The sequence below is a fragment of the Streptococcus oralis subsp. tigurinus genome (assembly GCF_002356415.1).
GTDB lineage: Bacteria > Bacillota > Bacilli > Lactobacillales > Streptococcaceae > Streptococcus > Streptococcus oralis_F.
This window is the reverse complement of record NZ_AP018338.1, coordinates 1,053,704-1,073,843: the sequence shown is the minus strand read 5'-3', so window position 1 is coordinate 1,073,843 and position 20,140 is coordinate 1,053,704. Positions and strand designations below refer to the sequence as shown.

Below are 20,140 nucleotides of genomic sequence, written 5' to 3'. Positions count from 1 at the left end.
CTAGGAGGTGCCTATGAAGAGAAAGAAAATTGCCCTTGTACTTGCTCTGTTCTTTAGCTTCTTCCTGACGGCTTGTACTCAGAAGGCAAGTGATCCAAATCAGGATAATTGGGCCAAATATCAAAAACAGGGAAGCATTACCATTGGCTTTGACAATACCTTTGTTCCCATGGGATTTGAGGAAAAGAATGGCCAGTATGCGGGCTTTGATATCGACCTAGCCCAAGCTGTTTCTGAAAAGCTAGGAATTCAGATTAAATTTCAACCCATCGACTGGGATATGAAAGAAACCGAACTACAAAATGGTACTATTGATGCCATCTGGAATGGCTATACAGCAACAAATGAACGGAAAGAGAAGGTTGCCTTTACCATTCCTTACATGGAAAATCAACAAGTTTTGGTCTCTAAAAAGTCTCAAAATATCCACTCAATTCAGGATATGACTGACAAAGTTTTAGGGGCCCAGGCAGGATCTTCTGGCTATTTGAATTTTGAAGGACAACCCGAACTACTCAAGAACCGAGTGAAAGACCAGAAGGCCAATCAATACCAAAGTTTCAATGAAGCCTTGATTGATTTAAAAAATGATCGGATTGATGCCCTTGTGATTGACCGGGTATATGCCAATTATTATCTCCAGTCTGAAGGAATATTAAATGACTACAATGTCTTTTCAGTTGGATTTGAAAGTGAAGCTTTTGCAGTGGGTGTTAGACCTGCTGATAAAACTTTGCTAGCTGCTCTGAATCAAGCTTTTGTATCACTATACCAAGAAGGAAAATTTCAGGAAATCAGCCAGAAATGGTTTGGGGAAGATGTAGCCACCAGTCAAGTTAAAAATCAAGAATAAGAAAAGAGATTGAGTTTTTTCTCAGTCTCTTTTTGTATCGAAAAATCCTCTGGCAAGTACCAGAGGATAAGAGTTTATTTCATTGTTGGGAAGAGCAATACATCACGGATAGTAGTTGTATCAGTGAGGAGCATGCAGAGACGGTCGATACCGATACCCAAACCACCTGTTGGTGGCATACCGTATTCAAGAGCTTCAATGTAGTCGTAATCGATACCTGTTGCTTCATCATCACCAAGTTCTTTAGCTTTTGCTTGGGATTCGAAACGGCTAAGCTGGTCGATTGGGTCGTTCAACTCAGTAAAGGCATTACCGTACTCCTTAGTCATGATGAAGAGCTCGAAACGGTCAGTAAAGCGTTCGTCTTCAGGATTTTTCTTCGCGAGTGGAGAGACAGCTACTGGATGACCATAGACAAAGGTTGGTTGAATCAAGGTTTCTTCAACGAACTCTTCAAAGAAGGCGTTGATAATGTGACCAACTTCAGTGTAGTGTTTTTCAACTGGAACTTTCTTCTCAGCAGCGATAGCTTTAGCTTCCTCGAAAGTCATGTCTTGCCAGAAGTCTACACCAGTAATTTCCTTGATAGCATCTACCATGTGAACACGTTTAAATGGTTCGTTGATCTTAATTTCAGTGCCCTGGTAGTTAACTGGACCATCTCCCTTAACTGCCTTAGCAGCGTGTTGGATAATGCCTTCGGTCAAATCCATGATATCTTGGAAGTCAGCATAAGCTTGGTAAACTTCGATAGAAGTAAACTCAGGGTTATGAGTAGCGTCCATTCCTTCGTTACGGAAGATACGGCCAATTTCATAAACACGTTCCATACCACCAACGATAAGGCGTTTCAAGTGAAGCTCGGTCGCGATACGAAGCACCATGTCAATGTTTTGGGCGTTGTGGTGAGTGATAAATGGACGAGCAGCAGCACCACCAGCTTCATTGTGAAGGACAGGTGTTTCCACTTCAAGGAAGCCTTTTTGATCTAGATAACGACGGATTTCAGAGATAATTTTTGAACGAGTAACAAAACGTTCGAAGCTTTCGCGGTTAGAAATCAAGTCAAGGTAACGTTTACGATAGATGGTTTCAACGTCTGTCAAACCGTGGAATTTCTCTGGAAGTGGGCGAAGTGCTTTAGACAAGTGAGTGATATGAGTTGCCTTGATAGAGAGTTCACCCATATCCGTACGCATGACTTCACCTTCGACACCGAGGAAGTCACCGAGGTCAGCCTTTTTGAAGATTTCGTAGTTTTCTTCACCGACTTCATCTTTACGAACGTAGATTTGGATTTGACCTTCACGGTCTTGGAGATGGGCAAAGCCAACTTTCCCTTTTCCACGTTTAGTTACTAAGCGTCCAGCGATAGTAGCAGTTTCATTTAATTCATGTAATTGTTCTTTATCAAGTTCTGCAAATTTGTCTTTTAGTTCTTGAGAGTTAGCAGTACGTTCAAAACGTTTTCCGAAGGGATCGATTCCTTGTTCACGGAGCGCAGCCATTTTTTCACGGCGAACGATCTGCTGGTCATTTAGTTCTTCCATATGTTCTGTAGACATGGGTTCCTCCTAATTTTACTCAAAATTTGATACGATGAGTCATTTTTTGCGATACTCCCATTTTATCATAAATAGTAAAGAAATTCACGGATATTCTTTGAAAACTAAAAAGAACTTGACCATTAAGATCAAGTTCCATTATTTTTCTTGATAGGAAGTGTCATTCCATCTTTCCAGAGTGAAGGTTTCAAAATCATCGGTCTCTAAAACTGTCAGACTAGCATTGGCCAAGCCTCCATCTTTGCGGAGGTGAGCTTCTTTATAGCCTAAAAGTGTACGAAGGCTAGCAGTAAGATTTGCTCCATGACCAACGATCAGAATGTTTTCAGCCGGACTTCCTTTCAGAGATTTGATAAACTGAATGGTTCGCTGAGTCGTAGAGTAGAGAGATTCGGCTTCAAACATCCTCGTATCAAACTGGGCCAGATTAGAGCGAAAGGCCTTGATTTGCTGTGGGTAGATGGCATTGAGCGTAGCGATTTTTAATCCCTCTAGTTTTCCAAGTTGCCATTCACGTAGGTTAGGAATGCTCTTTAAAGGACAAGGGGACTGGAGTTGACTTTGGATAATTTCAGCAGACTTAACTGCTCTGGGTAAATCACTAGAATAAATCGTATCAAAAGGTATCTCCTTGAGATACTGCCCCAGTTGTTTTAAAACGTCAATGGACTCTGGAAGAAGGGGAGAGTCGCCGCTAGCACCTTGAAAACGTCCTTCAAGATTCCAGACAGTCCGACCATGACGGACAAAATAGAGTTTCATCAGTTATTTTCCTCCAAGATGTCAGCAAAGTCCGCTTTTACAAAGCTGGCTAAGTCTTGAGGTCGGATGATGATACTATGCCCGACTTCTCCAGCAGAGACAATCATTTTGTCTAAATCCAAAGCAGTCTGATCAATAAAAATGGGATAATTATGTTTTTGGCGAATGCCGACAGGGTTATTAGCCCCATGAATATAGCCTGTCGTTTTTTCCAAATCTTTTTGTGGAATCATACTCACTTTTTTATTACCAGAAACCTTTGCTAGTTTTTTCTCAGCGAGGTGTTCTGTTATGGGAACGATTCCGATGATTGGCCCCGTCTTATCACCCAGCAGAGCCAAGGTTTTAAAGATATGTGTTCGATCATATTCCGAAGGAAGTTCACCCTCAAGCGCGTTGATCTGAATACCAGTATGGTCAATACCCGCCTTGGTCAAAATTTGTTCGACCAAGGTTTTTTTAATCTTCACTTTCTTTGCCATTATTTATATTTATCCTCCAATTGACTCATCCAGATACCAAGCCAAATACCAAGTGCAAAGAAGAAGGCGATGAGAACATAACTCACGATAGAAAGTCCAGTGTATTGGATGCTTTCAGCACTTCCAGCATTTGGAATCAAAATCAAGAGGGTGCTTGATAGCACAATTCCAATAATAAAGTGATAAACACGGGAGTGGTAGTTGTTCAAGGCATGGTCCATTAATTTTGAAAAAATGATGAGGGTTGCTCCTGCACCAATCCCAATAGGAAGGAAGGTTCCGAATAAATCAAAGGTCTTAAAACCAGTTAGCATTGGAGCGTACAGCCCTAAAATCAAGAGTAGATTTGACGGACTTAAACCAGGCACCAAGACACCTAGAGCTAAAAGAGCACCCGCTAAGATGAAACTAGCGAAACTGGCACTAAGAGACCCAACAACAAAATTTAGTGCGTATAGCCCGACACCCGAAAGGATAAAGGTAGTCCAGAACCAGACTAGGTCAATCTTATCACGATCAGATTCTCGAGTAGATTCTTTAAGGAGACTTGGAACTGTACCGATGATAGCTCCAGCAAAACTCCATAAAACATAGACCTGGTAATTTTCTAGCAGACACTCGATTGGATAAGAAAACAAACCAATGCCTAGCAACATCCCGATTGCTACTGGGATAAAGTATAGGACATTCTCTTTAAAATCCTTAAAGGGATGAGCCAGAAAGCTAATCATTCGCTCGTAAATTCCCAAAATAGCTGCCAAAACACCGCCTGAAATTCCTGGTAAGATAAATCCTAAGGCGATGACGATTCCTTTAATAACTCTTGCAATCCATGAAAACATCATAAAATCCTCAATTTCATAAAATTCTTTCTCTATTCTATCAATTATAACACAGACGAGGAGAAAATGAAAAAACAAGTGAAAAAGAGAGCGATTTTCACTTGTCTTATGGTCTTAAAAATAGTTTTCTGAAGGTTTCTTCTTTTTCCTTCAAGGTAGAAATAAGATTAATATCTAAATGATGTTCAAATCCAGCAATTCTTCCTTTTGAAGTGTATTGATGGAGGTCGTAGTCTAAACTGGTATTGGGTGTTGTTTCAAAGTAACCAGAGTCTGTCCCGTAGGAAGGAATCCAAATAGCAGTAAACTTATCTGTATTGATACTGTGTTCTTGCATGAAGTAAACTCCAATATAGATGCCGATGTTTTTAGCACCTAAAGATTCCAGTTTAGCACGAAAGGCTTCAACCCCTTCATTCATATCAGACATTGTTTTTTCTTCCACGTCCAACCAATAGTAACTAGGGTTGTAAGGAGAAGCAGCATTATAGAAAACTTCAGCGGCTTTTTCCATTTCTTCCTTGCTGGGGCTAGCTAGATAGGCATAGACTCCAACTGGGACATTGCGCTTTTGAAATTCTGTAATATGACTTTTATAGGCTTTATCAATACCATTGGCATAAGCGGCATCATTTTTTTCAGTATGTTGAGCCCCATTGTGGACGCGAACAATAACACCTGAAATATTTTGAGACAAGGTATCGTAGTTGATTTCCTCAGGTCTTTGCCAACCAGAGACATCAATAATAGGTTTGTCAAGATTATGCAAGGCCTGATTTTCAACCTGGACAGCATTTGGTTTTGACTTGACGGGATGGTCTTCATAAGTTGGTCTATTGAGGATCAAAATAGCTATAAATATAGTAAATAAAGTAAAAATAATAGCTGGATGAATCTTTTTTCTCATATTTAAATAGTTTAACGTAAATAGATAAAAAAATCAAAGAAAACATCGGAAAAAGTGAATATATGGGCGTCTTTTCCCTATTTCTCTGTTTGTTTACTCCTAAGAAACTAAATTATGGTATAATATAAGGGAATTTCTAGAGAAAAGAGAAGATTATGTCAAATTATGCCATTATTTTAGCAGCGGGAAAAGGTACTCGCATGAAATCAGATCTTCCAAAGGTACTTCACAAAGTAGCTGGAATTTCGATGTTGGAACATGTTTTTCGTAGTGTTGGTGCTATTCAACCTGAAAAAACAGTTACTGTAGTTGGTCACAAGGCAGAGCTAGTTGAGCAAGTATTAGCCGGTCAGACAGACTTTGTTACCCAAACAGAACAACTAGGAACTGGGCATGCTGTCATGATGGCAGAGCCAATTTTGCAAAATTGCTCTGGTCATACTTTGGTTATCGCTGGGGATACTCCTCTGATTACAGGTGAAAGTTTGAAAAACCTCTTGGATTTCCATATCAACCACAAAAATGTTGCGACGATTCTAACAGCTGAAGCGGCAAATCCTTTCGGATACGGTCGTATCGTCCGTAACGATAATGCTGAAGTTCTTCGTATTGTTGAGCAGAAAGATGCCACAGACTTTGAAAAGCAAATTAAGGAAATCAATACAGGAACTTATGTATTTGACAATGAGCGTCTTTTTGAAGCCCTTAAAAACATCAACACCAACAATGCCCAAGGTGAGTACTATATTACTGACGTGATTGGTATTTTCCGTAATGCGGGTGAAAAGGTTGGGGCCTATACTCTCAAGGATTTTGATGAAAGTCTTGGCGTAAATGACCGTGTAGCTCTTGCGACTGCAGAAGCAGTGATGCGTCGCCGTATCAACCAAAAGCATATGGTTAATGGTGTTAGTTTTGTCAATCCGGAAGCAACTTACATCGACATTGATGTTGAGATTGCTCCCGAAGTCCAAATCGAAGCTAATGTTACCTTGAAAGGTCAAACGAAGATTGGTGCTGAGACTGTTTTGACAAACGGTACTTACGTAGTGGATAGCACTATCGGAGCTGGAGCTGTGATTACCAACTCTATGATTGAGGAAAGTACAGTTGCAGACGGCGTGACTGTTGGCCCGTATGCCCATATTCGTCCAGGTTCAAGTCTGGCTGCTCAAGTTCACATTGGAAATTTTGTTGAAGTAAAAGGATCTTCAATCGGTGAAAATACCAAGGCGGGTCATTTGACTTATATTGGAAACTGTGAAGTGGGTAGCAACGTTAATTTCGGTGCAGGAACTATTACAGTCAACTACGATGGCAAAAATAAATACAAAACTGTCATTGGCAATAATGTCTTTGTTGGCTCAAACTCAACTATTATTGCTCCTGTAGAACTTGGGGATAATTCTCTGGTTGGAGCGGGATCAACCATTACCAAGAATGTTCCTGCTGATGCCATTGCTATCGGCCGTGGACGTCAGGTCAACAAAGATGAATATGCGACTCGCCTCCCTCATCATCCAAAGAACCAGTAGGAGTTTGTCATGGAATTTGAAGAAAAAACGATTAGTCGGAAGGAAATCTATCAAGGTCCTATTTTCAAACTAGTACAAGACCAGGTGGAACTACCAGAAGGAAAGGGGACTGCCCAACGTGACTTGATTTTTCACAATGGAGCTGTTTGTGTATTAGCTGTGACAGCTGAAGACAAAATCGTTCTCGTTAAGCAATACCGAAAAGCTATTGAGGCGGTTTCTTATGAGATTCCTGCTGGTAAACTTGAACTTGGTGAAAATGCTGATCCAATGGCGGCGGCCCTTCGTGAATTGGAAGAAGAAGTTGCCTACACAGCTAAGTTAGAACTGTTGTACGATTTCTATTCTGCGATTGGATTTTGTAATGAAAAACTAAAACTCTATCTCGCCAGTGATTTGGTTAAGGTGGAAAATCCTCGTCCTCAAGATGATGATGAAACCTTGGAAGTCCTAGAAGTAGGTCTAGAGGAAGCCAAGAACCTGATCCAGTCAGGTCATATCTGTGATGCCAAGACCATTATGGCGATCCAGTACTGGGAACTACAAAAGAAATAGAGGAGCAACCCATGGGAAAACCTTTATTAACAGACGAAATGATTGAACGTGCCAATCGTGGTGAGAAAATCTCAGGACCACCTCTTCAAGATGATGAGGAAACAAAGATCCTACCAACATCTTCACAACATTTTGGTTATTCACACTCTAGAGACCACGGTTTTAGTCAAGATACACTTACAATCGAAGTAGAACCAACAATTCATAAGAGTCGCCGCATTGAGAACACTAAGAGAAATGTTTTTAATTCGAAACTCAATCGCATCTTGTTTGCAGTTATCCTACTTTTGATTTTGTTAATTTTAGCGATGAAACTCTTGTAATTGAAAGGACTTGAAATGAAAATTGGAATCATTGCTGCCATGCCAGAAGAACTCCTATATTTGACTCAGAACTTGGACAAAACTCAAGAAATCCAAGTCTTGGGAAACACCTACTACACTGGCTCTGTTGGCAATACAGAAGTCGTTCTAGTTCAGAGTGGGATTGGAAAGGTCATGTCGGCTATGAGTGTAGCTATTCTAGCTGACCATTTCCAAGTAGAAGCTATCATCAACACAGGATCAGCAGGTGCTCTTGCAGATGGGATTGCTGTTGGTGATGTCGTGATTGCAGATAGACTAGCTTACCATGATGTGGATGTGACTGCTTTTGGCTATGCTTATGGCCAAATGGCGCAACAACCGCTTTATTTTGAATCAGACAAAACCTTTGTAGCCAAAATCCAAGAGAGTCTATCTCAGTTAGAACAGACCTGGCACCTAGGCTTGATTGCTACAGGAGATAGCTTTATAGCTGGAGATGATAAGATTGCTAGTATCAAATCCCACTTTCCTGATGTTTTAGCAGTTGAAATGGAAGGGGCTGCTATTGCACAAGCAGCTCAGGCTCTTGGCCTACCTTTCCTAGTCATTCGTGCCATGAGTGACAATGCCAATCACGAAGCCTCTATCTCTTTTGATGAGTTTATTATCGAAGCTGGACGTCGTTCTGCCCAAGTCTTACTAGCCTTTTTAAAGGCCTTAGATTAAGCGGAAATTTGACAGTTTATCTAGCTTATGATAAGATTTAAATAAAGAAAAGCTAGAAAACGTTTCAGAGGATATTATGAGTATTGAAATGACCGTCAGTGAGATTGCAGAGGTCTTAGGACTCTCTCGTCAAGCAATCAACAATCGTGTCAAAGAACTTCCAGAAGAGGACACGAAAAAAAATGACAAAGGTGTAACTGTAGTTACTCGAAGTGGCTTGATTAAGCTAGAAGAAATCTATAAAAAAACGATTTTTGAAGATGAACCAGTCAGTGATGATGTCAAACAACGCGAACTGATGGAAATCTTAGTCGATGAGAAAAATGCTGAAATTCTTCGTTTATATGAGCAGCTCAAGGCCAAAGACCAGCAGTTGGTAGAAAAAGATGAACAGATGCGTGTTAAAGATCGACAGATTGCAGAAAAGGACAAACAGTTGGACCAACAGCAACAGTTAACTCTTCAAGCTATGAAGGATCAAGAAACCTTGAAACTAGAGTTGGATCAAGCAAAAGAAGAAGTTCAAGCTACCAAAAAAGGCTTTTTTGCTCGCTTATTTGGAGGAAAATAAAGAAGCTGTTTGAGTTATTCACTAACCTGATAGCTTCTTTTATTATTTATGGTTTAAATTGAGTCGGAACTGAGGTAAAAGATGGAAAAATTAAGAGATTATATTGCCTTTGATTTGGAGTTCAATCAATACGAAGGGGTTACCCATTTAATTCAGGTATCGGCAGTTCGCTTTCAAAATGGTCAAGAAATAGGTGCCTTTGATTCTTATGTTCATACTACAGCGCCTTTGAAGAGTTTTATCAATGGCTTGACTGGAATCACAGCTGAAACCTTGAAAGATGCGCCAATGGTGGAGCAAGTTTTAAGGGATTTTCAGATTTTTGTTGGCAATTTACCTATAGTTGGATACAATGCGGCTAAAAGTGATCTGCCTATTCTCTTGGAACATGGCTTGGACTATCATGACCAGTATAAGGTTGATTTATATGATGAGGCTTTTGAACGGCGTAGTTCTGACTTACACGGCATAGCCAATCTTAAATTGCAAACTGTAGCGAATTTTTTAGGTTTTCATGGGAAGTCTCATAATAGTTTAGAGGATGCCCGCATGACGGCGCGTGTTTACGAAGCATTTTTGGAATCGGATGAAGGAAAGCTATTATTAGAAGACCAGAGTAGTTTTTCTATGAATCCCTTTAATAGCTTAGACTTATCTCAATTTTTAGATTAGGAGTGCCTATGAAACCTGAAAAACCTAAAAAGCTAGGTTTTAGGAAAATTTACTATAACCTAGATAAAATACTATTTCTATTTTTCTTGATTTTCATGATGGTAGAGTTTGTTTGGTTACCATTGAATTCATGGATAGCTGGCATACTTCTAAGACAAACAGGTTACTTGTTTATCTCCTACAATAACTTTTGGGCGATTATACAAGGCTCGCCTTTTGTCAGTTTAGCCTTTCTCATTTTAATAGCAATCAATCTTTTAGTGGCTTATTTTCAAATCTGTCTTTTGTTCATCGGGGCGCGTCACCTTCTCTACCATGAAAAGAGAACCCTGATTGAATATAGTCGAAAAGTCTTTCACCAGAGCTTTCTATTTGTCAAACGATTGAGCTTTTGTAAGATGGCCTTTGTCTTCTTTTATGTAGCTCTACTTTTTCCTTTTATTAGGAAAATTTTAAAAATCTACTATCTCAATAAAATTATTATCCCCGATTTTATCGTTACATATCTAGAAGATAAGAACTGGCTGGTAGGGCTGTTGATCATAGCATCCGCTTGGATCTTTCTCTACATTTCTGTTCGTTTCATGTTTGCTCTTCCTAAGATTCTCTTTGAAAGAAAGACAGTAAGAGAAAGTGTGAAATATAGTCTCCAAAAGACGAAGAAAAACGTCCTTTTCTTCTCTTGGCATCTCCTACTCATTATCATTAAAACCTATCTCTTCTTCTTTGTCTTGTTAATTCCCTTGCTCTTTGCTCAGGCTGTAATGGATAATTTTACTCAAAAAGAATCCTTGATTCTTGGTGTGATTAATTTTATCTTGATTAAAAACCTCCATTACATGACCCTGACTTATTTCCTAGTGAAGTTTGTTTCCTTCCTGACGGGAGAAGAGTTGGAGATCATGCCAAGGAGAAAGAAAGACCATCTGATGAGATGGGGAGTCATGGGGTGTGCAAGTATCTTTTTTGCTTTAGAAGGTTATATCTATCTGGAGTCTCCGGATACCAATACACCTTTAGTGATTTCACACAGAGGAGTAAGTAATAAAAATGGTGTTCAAAATACGGTACAGTCTTTAGAAAAGACAGCCCAACTAAAACCAGACCTCGTCGAAATGGATGTGCAGGAAACGAAAGACGGTCAGTTCGTGATGATGCACGATGCCAACCTCAAAAATTTAACAGGTATTAATGCTACACCGCAAGATTTGACTCTGGATGAATTAACAAATACAGATATTTACGAGAATGGTTATCAAACAAAGATTTCAAGCTTTGATGCCTATTTAGAGCGTGCAAATGCTTTAAACCAAAAATTGCTGATTGAGATTAAAACCAGTAAAAAAGATAGTCCGCAAATGATGGACCATTTCCTCGAAAAGTATGGGGCGACTATCAAGAAATATGGACATCAGATGCAATCACTAGACTACCATGTGATTGATAAAGTGTTGACTTATGATTCTGAAATTCCAGTTTACTTTATTCTTCCCTATAACAGTATCTTCCCAAGAACCAAGGCAACGGGTTACACTATGGAGTACTCAACTTTGGATGAATACTTTGTCAATAAACTCTGGACTACTGATCAGAGACTCTACGTTTGGACCGTAAATGGTTCGGAGGCATTTGATAAAGCAGTTCGTCTCGGTGCAGATGGCATGATTACTGATGATCTTGAAATGGTCCAGTCACAAGTCACAATGGCTCAAGACGATCCGGAATATACGGAATTACTCTTAAAGAAAGCAATGGAATTCTTTGATTTCTAAGAAAAAAAGAGAAACATCTGTTTCTCTTTTTTTGTGGATTAGAAAGGCAATTTTCCAGCGAAAGCTCCTAGTTTCTTCTTAGTCGTTTCATCAATTTGTTCAAGAGCAGCGTTAACTGCTTGAACAGTCATATCTGAAAGTGTTTCGAGATCTTCTGGATCTACAACTGCTGGGTTGAAGTCAATGCTGACAACTTTTTTATCTCCAGTCAAAGTTGCTTGGACAAGGTCCTGAGCTGATTTTCCAACAAATTCCATGGCAGCAAGTTCTGCTTGGCTTTGTTCCATTTGTTTTTGAAGTTTTTGTGCTTGGCGCATCATGTTTTGCATATTCATCATGGCGGTTTACAGTTTCCTTTTCCTATTATTTTTCTATTTATTTTATCAATTTTAGGTGCAAAAGTCTATTATTTGTTTAATTCATGAGATATATGAGCTTTTATAATGAATCCCTCAAACAACTTTTAAGATATATACTATGGACATCCAGTATCCTTTGCTAAAGAAATAATTTTTGTTTAAGTTTTCTTTAAGGTTCCTATTATATTCTAAAGAACTCTATATTAACCGAACGTTGAATGGCTAATATAGAGGATAACCTAATTTTATTTCTTAATTTGTTATGATCTTTCTGGATTTAGTAATACATTGTTCACTTTTTACCTTAAATGGTGTGTTGATTATACTAAATGACACTCTGTCTTTTCTTCATGATGGAGACAGATTGTGATATAATAGATGGTAATGAGTTTTTTAGAATAAACTAAAGGAGAATATAAATGATCTATGCAGGAATCCTAGCCGGAGGAACTGGCACACGCATGGGAATCAGTAATTTACCTAAACAATTCTTGGAGTTGGGTGATCGTCCTATTTTGATTCACACAATTGAAAAATTTGTTTTAGAACCAAGTATTGAAAAAATTGTGGTTGGAGTTCATGGAGATTGGGTCTCTCATGCTGAGGACTTGGTTGACAAGTATCTTTCTCTCCACAAGGACCGTATCATCATTACCAAGGGTGGTGCTGATCGCAATACTAGTATCGAGAAGATAATAGAAGCCATTGATGCCTATCGTCCAATCACTCCAGAAGATATCGTGATTACTCACGACTCAGTTCGTCCCTTTATCACACTTCGCATGATCCAGGACAATATCAAGCTAGCTCAAAATCATGATGCAGTTGATACAGTAGTAGAAGCAGTTGATACCATTGTTGAAAGCACCAATGGTCAGTTTATCACGGATATTCCAAACCGTGCTCACCTCTATCAAGGTCAGACACCTCAAACCTTCCGCTGCAAGGATTTCATGGATTTGTATGGTTCCCTATCTGATCAAGAAAAGGAAATCCTAACGGATGCATGTAAGATTTTTGTTATCAAAGGAAAAGATGTTGCTCTAGCTAAAGGGGAATATTCAAACCTTAAAATCACAACTGTGACAGACTTGAAAATCGCAAAAAGCATGATTGAGAAAGACTAAGGCTATGATTAATCAAATTTATCAACTGACAAAACCAAAGTTTATCAATGTAAAATACCAAGAAGAGGATATTGATCAGGAGAATCATATCCTGATTCGTCCAAATTATATGGCGGTTTGTCATGCGGATCAACGTTACTATCAAGGGAAACGCGATCCAAAGATATTGGCTAAAAAGCTTCCTATGGCCATGATTCATGAGTCTTGTGGAACTGTTATTTCAGATCCGACTGGGACTTATGAAGTCGGTCAAAAGGTGGTCATGATTCCAAATCAACCGCCTATGCAGAGTGACAAGGAGTTCTACGAGAACTACATGACAGGAACCTACTTCCTATCTAGTGGCTATGATGGCTTTATGAGAGAGTTTGTTTCTCTTCCCAAAGATCGTGTTGTGTCTTATAATGACATCGAGGACACAGTTGCCGCCATTACCGAGTTTGTGAGTGTCGGTATGCATGCCATGGATCGATTCCTACATCTTGCTCATAGCAAGCGAGAGCGCATCGCAGTTATCGGAGATGGTAGTTTGGCCTTTGTGGTTGCAAATATTATCAATTATACCTTGCCAGAAGCAGAGATTATCGTCATTGGTCGCCATTGGGAAAAGCTGGAGCTCTTCTCTTTTGCAAAAGAGTGCTACATTACGGATAATATCCCAGAGGATTTGACCTTTGATCATGGATTTGAGTGTTGTGGTGGCGATGGTACAGGTCCAGCTATCAATGACTTGATTCGTTATATTCGTCCACAGGGAACGATTCTCATGATGGGAGTGAGCGAATACAAGGTTAATATCAATACACGAGATGCTTTGGAAAAAGGATTGTTATTAGTGGGATCGTCTCGCTCAGGACGCGTTGATTTTGAGAAGGCCATTCAAATGATGGAAGTTAAAAAGTTTGCGAATCGACTGAAGAATATCCTTTATGTTGAAGAACCTGTGAGAGAAATCAAGGACATTCATCGTGTCTTTGCTACAGACCTAAATACTGCTTTCAAAACAGTGTTTAAGTGGGAAGTGTAGAAGATGGAGGTTAATTGTGGAGAAACTCATCAAAGAAAAAATTTCTTCTTTACTATCTAATGAAGAGGAAGTACTCAGTGTTGAACAGCTGGGAGGCATGACCAACCAAAACTATTTGGTTAAAACAACCAACAAACAGTATATTGTGAAATTTTTTGGTAAAGGGACTGAAAAACTCATCAATCGTCAAAATGAAAAGTACAATCTTGAACTTTTAGAGGATTTAGATTTAGATGTCAAAAATTATCTCTTTGATATTGAGTCAGGGATCAAAGTAAATGAGTACATCGAATCAGCAGTAACTCTTGATTCAACATCAATCAAGTCCAAGTTTGAAAAGATTGCACCAATTTTACAAACCATCCACGCTTCAGGGAAAGAATTAAGAGGAGAATTTGCTCCTTTTGAGGAAATCAGCAAATATGAATCCTTGATTGAGGGACCTATCCCTTATGAAAACTATGAAACTGTAAGAAAAGATGTATTTTCACTAGAAAAGAGATTGGCTGATTTGGGTGTTGATAGAAAGTCCTGTCACATCGATTTGGTACCAGAAAACTTTATCGAGTCACCACAAGGTCGTTTGTATTTGATTGACTGGGAATACTCTTCTATGAATGACCCGATGTGGGATTTGGCAGCTCTTTTCTTAGAGTCTGAATTTACAAAGCAAGAGGAAGATGATTTCCTTTCCTACTATGAAAGTGATAAAACGCCTGTATCACGTGAGAAGATTCGTATCTATAAAATCTTACAAGATACTATCTGGAGTTTGTGGACAGTGTATAAAGAAGCTCAAGGAGCTGATTTTGGAGATTATGGTATCAACCGTTACCAAAGAGCTGTCGAAGGTTTGACTTATTATGGAGGTTAGGATGAAGAATAAAAATGGTGTTTCCTTTGGTCTGCTCTCTGGTATCTTCTGGGGATTAGGTCTAACGATTAGTGCTTATATCTTTTCAATTTTTACAAATCTTTCGCCTTTTGTGGTGGCTGCTGCTCATGATTTCTTGAGTATCTTTATCTTGTTAGCTTTTCTTTTGGTAAAAGAAGGAAAAGTTCGCTTCTCGATTTTCTTAAATATTCGAAATGTAAGTGTAATTATCGGAGCTTTACTAGCAGGACCAATAGGCATGCAGGCCAATCTTTATGCGGTTAAATATATCGGTAGTTCTCTAGCTTCATCTGTATCGGCTATTTACCCAGCAATTTCAGTTTTGCTCGCCTTCTTCATTTTGAAACACAAGGTTTCAAAGAATACAGTATTCGGTGTTTTCTTGATTATTGCAGCGATCATTGCTCAGACTTACAAGGTTGAACAAGTAAACTCGTTTTACATTGGGATTCTTTGTGCCCTTATCTGTGCCATTGCCTGGGGGAGTGAAAGTGTTCTTAGTTCCTACGCCATGGAAAGTGAATTAAGTGAAATTGAAGCCTTGTTAATCCGACAAGTAACCTCATTCTTGTCCTATCTTGTGATTGTGCTCTTTTCTCACCATTCATTTGCAGAAGTGGCAGATGGGCAATTATTCGGCCTCTTGATTGTCTTTGCGGCCTTTGATATGATTTCCTACTTAGCTTATTATATCGCTATTAATCGTTTGCAACCTGCGAAAGCGACAGGTTTGAATGTGAGCTATGTAGTTTGGACTGTCTTATTTGCAGCTATTTTCTTAGGTGCACCGCTAGATATGCTGACAATTATCACTTCACTTATTGTTATGGCTGGTGTTTATATTATTATTAAAGAATAAAGGAGATTCATGTGAAAGCGATTATTTTAGCAGCGGGATTAGGAACTCGTCTGCGCCCTATGACTGAAAATACCCCAAAAGCTTTGGTTAAGGTTAATCAAAAACCTTTGGTAGAATACCAAATCGAGTTTTTGAAAGAGAGAGGAATTGATGAGATTATCATAGTTGTCGGTTACCTAAAAGAACAATTTGACTACCTAAAAGAGAAATATGGTGTCCGTTTAGTCTTTAACGACAAGTATGCTGATTACAATAACTTTTACTCACTTTATCTAGTAAAAGAAGATTTGGCTAACAGCTACGTCATCGATGCAGATAACTATCTTTTCAAAAATATGTTTAGAAACGATCTCAAACGTTCTACCTATTTCAGCGTTTATCGTGAAGACTGTACGAACGAGTGGTTCTTGGTTTATGGTGATGACTATAAGGTTCAAGACATCATTGTTGACAGCAAAGCTGGTCGAATTTTGAGTGGGGTTTCATTCTGGGATGCTCCAACTGCAGAGAAGATTGTTGGCTTTATTGACAAAGCATATGCAAGTGGTGAATTTGTAGATCTCTACTGGGACAACATGGTTAAGGATAATATCAAAGAATTAGATGTGTATGTTGAAGAATTAGAAGACAATAGCATTTATGAAATTGATAGTGTAAAAGATTACCATAAGTTAGAAGAGATTTTATCTACTATTGAGTAAGGAAAGAGAAGAAGGCTTGAGCCTTCTTTTTTTGTAGATTTTAAAATAGAAATGTTTGATATTGATTATATTCTTGAAACAAAACAAAAATTACAAAAAAATGAACAAAATGAAACAAAAAAATATTGACAACGATTTCATATAGTGTTATACTTATACCATAAAAGATAATTGAAAGAAGGGAAAAGGTTATGGGGTTAGATCATTTCTTTGACAAAAACCTAGTGTTTTGCTTAGAAGCGGATAATCAAGAACAACTTTTTAATCAGGTGGCAACCTTATTGGAAGAACGAGAAATCGTTACTCCAACTTATCGTGAAGCCTTGATCGCGCGTGAGAAGTCATTTCCAACTGGCTTAGATATGGAATTTCTAGGAAAGGATTTGCCAAATGTAGCGATTCCTCATACAGATATTGTTCATAATCTAGCTGAGAAAGTAGTGGTTGTTCGATTAGAAAAACCAGTAACTTTTCACAATATGATTGCTCCTGATAGAGAGGTTGAAGTTTCACTGCTCTTCTTTATCATTAACAATTCAAGTTCAAGTCAAACGAATATTCTGGCTCAGTTGATGGATTTCTTTACAGGGAAGGATCATCTAGAAGATCTATCAAAAATTTCTGAACCAGAAAAACTTTATGCTTATATTGCTGAAGCAACAGCTTAATCTTGTCTATTAAAATCTAAAATCGGAGGAAATCCAAATGATTAAAATCCTTGCTGCCTGCGGTGCAGGTGTTAACTCAAGTCACCAAATTAAAAGTGCTCTAGAAGAAGAACTATCAAATCGTGGTTATGACGTTCACTGTGATGCAGTCATGGTGAAAGATGTAAACGAAGACCTTATCAAGGGATACGATATCTTCACGCCAATCGCTGCAACTGACCTTGGTTTTGAACCAGGAATTCCAGTAATTGAAGCTGGACCAATCTTGTTCCGTATTCCAGCGATGAGTGCTCCAGTATTTGACAATATTGAAGCAGCTATCAAAGAACATGGACTAAGCTAATTTATCCTTTATCTTGTTAACATTCATATAACTTAGAAAAACGGGAGGAACTATTATGGATGTCATTATCAATCTGGCCAACGATATCTTCAAACCTATCTTGGCTATGGGTGGCCCTATCATCATGCTGATCATTTTGACAGTATTGGCCCTACTTTTTGGAGTGAAATTCTCCAAAGCGCTTGAAGGTGGTATCAAACTTGCCATCGCCCTTACTGGTATCGGTGCTATTATCGGTATGCTCAACGGAGCTTTCTCAGCATCACTTGCAAAATTCGTTGAAAACACTGGTATTCAATTGAACATCACTGACGTTGGTTGGGCACCACTTGCTACCATCACTTGGGGTTCTGCCTGGACACTTTACTTCTTGCTTGTGATGTTGATTGTCAACGTTGTGATGCTTGCAATGAAGAAAACAGACACACTTGACGTTGATATCTTCGATATCTGGCACTTGTCAATCACTGGTCTTTTGATCAAATGGTATGCAGACAACAATGGAGTTAGCCAAGGGGTTTCCCTTTTCATCGCAACTGCAGCAGTTGTCCTTGTAGGTATTTTGAAAATCATCAACTCTGACTTGATGAAACCAACATTCGACGACCTTCTTAATGCACCAAGTTCATCACCAATGACTTCAACTCACATGAACTACATGATGAACCCAGTTATCATGGTCTTGGATAAGATTTTTGATAAAGTATTGCCAGGTCTAGATAAATATGACTTTGATGCTGCAAAATTGAACAAGAAAATCGGTTTCTGGGGATCTAAATTCTTCATCGGTTTCATTCTTGGTATCGTTATTGGTTTAATGGGAACTCCACATCCAGTTGCTGGAGTAGAAGATGCATCTTCTTGGGAACTTGTAATTAAAGGTTGGTTGAGCCTTGGTTTGACTGCTGGTGTATCTTTGGAACTCTTCTCACTTATCGGATCTTGGTTCATCGCAGCCGTGGAACCACTTTCACAAGGTATTACAAACGTTGCTACTAAACGTCTTCAAGGACGTAAATTTAACATCGGTCTTGACTGGCCTTTCATCGCTGGTCGTGCTGAAATCTGGGCTTGTGCCAACGTACTTGCTCCAATCATGCTAGTAGAAGCTGTACTTCTTTCTAAAGTCGGAAATGGTATCTTGCCACTTGCGGGTATCATCGCAATGGGTGTAACTCCAGCTCTCTTGGTTGTTACTCGTGGTAAATTGCTCCGTATGATCATCTTCGGAACTCTCTTGTTGCCACTCTTCCTTCTTTCAGGTACACTTATTGCACCATTTGCAACTGAACTTGCTAAAGGTGTGGGTGCCTTCCCAGAAGGTGTGAGTCAAACTCAATTGATTACTCATTCAACTCTTGAAGGACCAATCGAAAAACTTCTTGGTTGGGCAATTGGTAATGCCACAACAGGTGATATTAAAGCAATCCTTGGCGCAGTAGTCTTCCTTGTATTCTATGTAGGTATCTTTGCTTGGTATAGAAAACAAATGATTAAACGTAATGAAGAATACGCAGCAAATGCTAAATAATTCGCTCCTATAAAATGTAAATTGTGAAAACTAGGTTGTCAGTTTCCTAATGGGGAGTGACAGCCTAGTTTTTTATAAACTATCAAGAAATCGGAGAAAATAATGGTAATTGAAATAAAATCAGAGCAATTGACGGTCCAATTTAAAACTTTTGGTGGTGCCTTGTCGTCTATTAAGGATCGGGATTGCGTTGAGTACTTGTGGCAAGGAGATGCCACCTATTGGAGTGGGCAAGCTCCAGTACTTTTTCCAATCTGTGGCTCTTTAAGAGAGGATACAGCCTTCTACAGTCACGGAGATGGAACGGAGACGAAAGGAACTATTCCTCGACATGGTTTGGTTCGCAAAAAAGAATTTGAATTAGTTGATCAAACTGAAAACAGTGTAACCTTCGCTATCGAAGATGATGAGAATACTTATCAAAACTATCCTTATCATTTTCGACTTGAAATCACTTATAGGGTTACTGGCAAGACCGTTCGTACCCAATACAAAGTCTTTAATAAAGAAACTAGCAAAGTTATGCCATACTTTATCGGAGGCCATCCGGGATTTAATTGTCCTCTATTTGATGATGAAGTCTATGAAGATTACTATTTAGAGTTTGAGAAAGAAGAGACTTGCTCTGTCCCACGTCCTTTCCCAGAAACGGGTATGCTAGATTTTCAAGATAGAAGTCCATGGCTAGAGGGGCAAAAAGAAATAGATCTTAGTTATGATCTTTTCAGCACAGATGCAGTCACCTTGGATGAATTGCAATCTAGAACAATTGCCCTTCGTTCTCGTAAACATGATAAGGGATTGAAAGTCCACTTTGCAGAGTTCTCAAATCTCATCATTTGGTCAACTTTGAATAAGGGACCATTCATTGCGTTTGAACCTTGGTCTGGATTATCTACATCTCTTGAAGAAGGAGATCATTTAGAAGATAAGAAAAACGTTCGTCTCTTAGAACCTGGTCAAGTGGATCAAATTGGCTTTGATATTGAAGTCTTTTAGATAAAAAATAAAACACAAAAACAAACATTTACTGTTGACTTTTTATAAAAATAGGAGTATATTATGTTTGTAAGCAACAAATGA

At 38.9% G+C, this 20,140-nt stretch carries 23 protein-coding genes; 17 read left to right on the top strand and 6 right to left on the bottom strand.

Going from position 1 to position 20,140, the window contains the following annotated elements; all coding sequences use genetic code 11:
• Positions 1–13 precede the first annotated feature (13 nt).
• Positions 14–853 (top strand): amino acid ABC transporter substrate-binding protein, encoded by an 840-nt coding sequence (locus STO1_RS05440; protein WP_096422334.1) that lies wholly within the window; start codon positions 14–16, stop codon positions 851–853.
• Between the two features lie 74 nt (positions 854–927).
• Here the strand turns inward: STO1_RS05440 and lysS are convergent, their stop codons facing one another.
• The 5 genes from lysS to STO1_RS05415 all read right to left on the bottom strand — a co-directional run bounded on the left by lysS (position 928) and on the right by STO1_RS05415 (position 5,411).
• Entirely contained in the window at positions 928–2,418 is a 1,491-nt protein-coding gene (gene lysS, locus STO1_RS05435; protein WP_096422332.1) for a lysine--tRNA ligase, read from the bottom strand.
• Positions 2,419–2,556: 138 nt separating this feature from the next.
• The gene (locus STO1_RS05430) at positions 2,557–3,180 is read right to left on the bottom strand and encodes a histidine phosphatase family protein (protein ID WP_096422330.1); all 624 of its coding nucleotides are present in this window, start codon (positions 3,178–3,180) and stop codon (positions 2,557–2,559) included.
• On the bottom strand, positions 3,180–3,662 hold the full coding sequence (locus STO1_RS05425) for an aminoacyl-tRNA deacylase (protein ID WP_049479415.1): 483 nt from the start codon (positions 3,660–3,662) through the stop codon (positions 3,180–3,182). The genes STO1_RS05430 and STO1_RS05425 overlap by 1 nt, the downstream gene beginning before the upstream one ends.
• A complete protein-coding gene (locus STO1_RS05420; protein WP_096422996.1) occupies positions 3,662–4,504 on the bottom strand; it encodes a DUF368 domain-containing protein in 843 nt (280 codons plus the stop codon). The genes STO1_RS05425 and STO1_RS05420 overlap by 1 nt, the downstream gene beginning before the upstream one ends.
• A gap of 106 nt (positions 4,505–4,610) precedes the next feature.
• Positions 4,611–5,411, bottom strand: a complete 801-nt coding sequence (locus STO1_RS05415) for a glycoside hydrolase family 25 protein (RefSeq protein ID WP_001227574.1) — start codon at positions 5,409–5,411, stop codon at positions 4,611–4,613.
• A 155-nt stretch (positions 5,412–5,566) separates the two neighbouring features.
• Here STO1_RS05415 and glmU point away from each other — a divergent pair, with 155 nt between their 5' ends.
• The 7 genes from glmU (at position 5,567) to STO1_RS05380 (ending at position 11,547) form a co-directional block, all read left to right on the top strand.
• Complete coding sequence (gene glmU, locus STO1_RS05410) at positions 5,567–6,946, top strand: bifunctional UDP-N-acetylglucosamine diphosphorylase/glucosamine-1-phosphate N-acetyltransferase GlmU (RefSeq protein WP_070800288.1); 1,380 nt, start codon at positions 5,567–5,569, stop codon at positions 6,944–6,946.
• A 9-nt stretch (positions 6,947–6,955) separates the two neighbouring features.
• A complete protein-coding gene (locus STO1_RS05405) occupies positions 6,956–7,501 on the top strand; it encodes an NUDIX hydrolase (RefSeq protein ID WP_096422328.1) in 546 nt (181 codons plus the stop codon).
• A gap of 11 nt (positions 7,502–7,512) precedes the next feature.
• The gene (macP, locus tag STO1_RS05400; RefSeq protein WP_070800289.1) at positions 7,513–7,824 is read left to right on the top strand and encodes a cell wall synthase accessory phosphoprotein MacP; all 312 of its coding nucleotides are present in this window, start codon (positions 7,513–7,515) and stop codon (positions 7,822–7,824) included.
• Between the two features lie 15 nt (positions 7,825–7,839).
• On the top strand, positions 7,840–8,532 hold the full coding sequence (locus tag STO1_RS05395; protein WP_096422326.1) for a 5'-methylthioadenosine/adenosylhomocysteine nucleosidase: 693 nt from the start codon (positions 7,840–7,842) through the stop codon (positions 8,530–8,532).
• Between the two features lie 76 nt (positions 8,533–8,608).
• On the top strand, positions 8,609–9,103 hold the full coding sequence (gene rocS / locus STO1_RS05390; RefSeq protein WP_096422324.1) for a chromosome segregation protein RocS: 495 nt from the start codon (positions 8,609–8,611) through the stop codon (positions 9,101–9,103).
• An 81-nt stretch (positions 9,104–9,184) separates the two neighbouring features.
• Entirely contained in the window at positions 9,185–9,775 is a 591-nt protein-coding gene (locus STO1_RS05385; RefSeq protein WP_096422322.1) for a 3'-5' exonuclease, read from the top strand.
• An 8-nt stretch (positions 9,776–9,783) separates the two neighbouring features.
• Positions 9,784–11,547, top strand: a complete 1,764-nt coding sequence (locus STO1_RS05380) for a glycerophosphoryl diester phosphodiesterase membrane domain-containing protein (RefSeq protein ID WP_096422320.1) — start codon at positions 9,784–9,786, stop codon at positions 11,545–11,547.
• Positions 11,548–11,585: 38 nt separating this feature from the next.
• Here the strand turns inward: STO1_RS05380 and STO1_RS05375 are convergent, their stop codons facing one another.
• Positions 11,586–11,885, bottom strand: coding sequence for a YbaB/EbfC family nucleoid-associated protein (locus tag STO1_RS05375; protein ID WP_070838646.1), 300 nt, complete (start codon positions 11,883–11,885; stop codon positions 11,586–11,588).
• Positions 11,886–12,325: 440 nt separating this feature from the next.
• Between STO1_RS05375 and STO1_RS05370 the strand changes: the two genes are divergently transcribed.
• The 9 genes from STO1_RS05370 to STO1_RS05330 all read left to right on the top strand — a co-directional run bounded on the left by STO1_RS05370 (position 12,326) and on the right by STO1_RS05330 (position 20,056).
• Positions 12,326–13,033: an IspD/TarI family cytidylyltransferase gene (locus tag STO1_RS05370; protein WP_000638514.1), complete on the top strand. Its 708-nt coding sequence runs from the start codon at positions 12,326–12,328 to the stop codon at positions 13,031–13,033.
• A 4-nt stretch (positions 13,034–13,037) separates the two neighbouring features.
• A complete protein-coding gene (locus STO1_RS05365) occupies positions 13,038–14,060 on the top strand; it encodes a ribitol-5-phosphate dehydrogenase (RefSeq protein ID WP_000609901.1) in 1,023 nt (340 codons plus the stop codon).
• Positions 14,061–14,076: 16 nt separating this feature from the next.
• Positions 14,077–14,934 (top strand): phosphotransferase family protein, encoded by an 858-nt coding sequence (locus STO1_RS05360; protein WP_096422318.1) that lies wholly within the window; start codon positions 14,077–14,079, stop codon positions 14,932–14,934.
• A gap of 1 nt (position 14,935) precedes the next feature.
• On the top strand, positions 14,936–15,814 hold the full coding sequence (locus STO1_RS05355; protein ID WP_096422316.1) for a DMT family transporter: 879 nt from the start codon (positions 14,936–14,938) through the stop codon (positions 15,812–15,814).
• Between the two features lie 11 nt (positions 15,815–15,825).
• The gene (locus STO1_RS05350; RefSeq protein WP_000643949.1) at positions 15,826–16,515 is read left to right on the top strand and encodes a sugar phosphate nucleotidyltransferase; all 690 of its coding nucleotides are present in this window, start codon (positions 15,826–15,828) and stop codon (positions 16,513–16,515) included.
• A 191-nt stretch (positions 16,516–16,706) separates the two neighbouring features.
• Positions 16,707–17,183, top strand: coding sequence for a PTS sugar transporter subunit IIA (locus tag STO1_RS05345; protein WP_000521983.1), 477 nt, complete (start codon positions 16,707–16,709; stop codon positions 17,181–17,183).
• Between the two features lie 37 nt (positions 17,184–17,220).
• On the top strand, positions 17,221–17,526 hold the full coding sequence (locus STO1_RS05340; RefSeq protein ID WP_000590551.1) for a PTS sugar transporter subunit IIB: 306 nt from the start codon (positions 17,221–17,223) through the stop codon (positions 17,524–17,526).
• Between the two features lie 55 nt (positions 17,527–17,581).
• The gene (locus STO1_RS05335; protein ID WP_096422314.1) at positions 17,582–19,057 is read left to right on the top strand and encodes a PTS galactitol transporter subunit IIC; all 1,476 of its coding nucleotides are present in this window, start codon (positions 17,582–17,584) and stop codon (positions 19,055–19,057) included.
• A gap of 102 nt (positions 19,058–19,159) precedes the next feature.
• Positions 19,160–20,056 (top strand): aldose 1-epimerase family protein, encoded by an 897-nt coding sequence (locus tag STO1_RS05330; protein ID WP_096422312.1) that lies wholly within the window; start codon positions 19,160–19,162, stop codon positions 20,054–20,056.
• Positions 20,057–20,140: the final 84 nt, after the last annotated feature.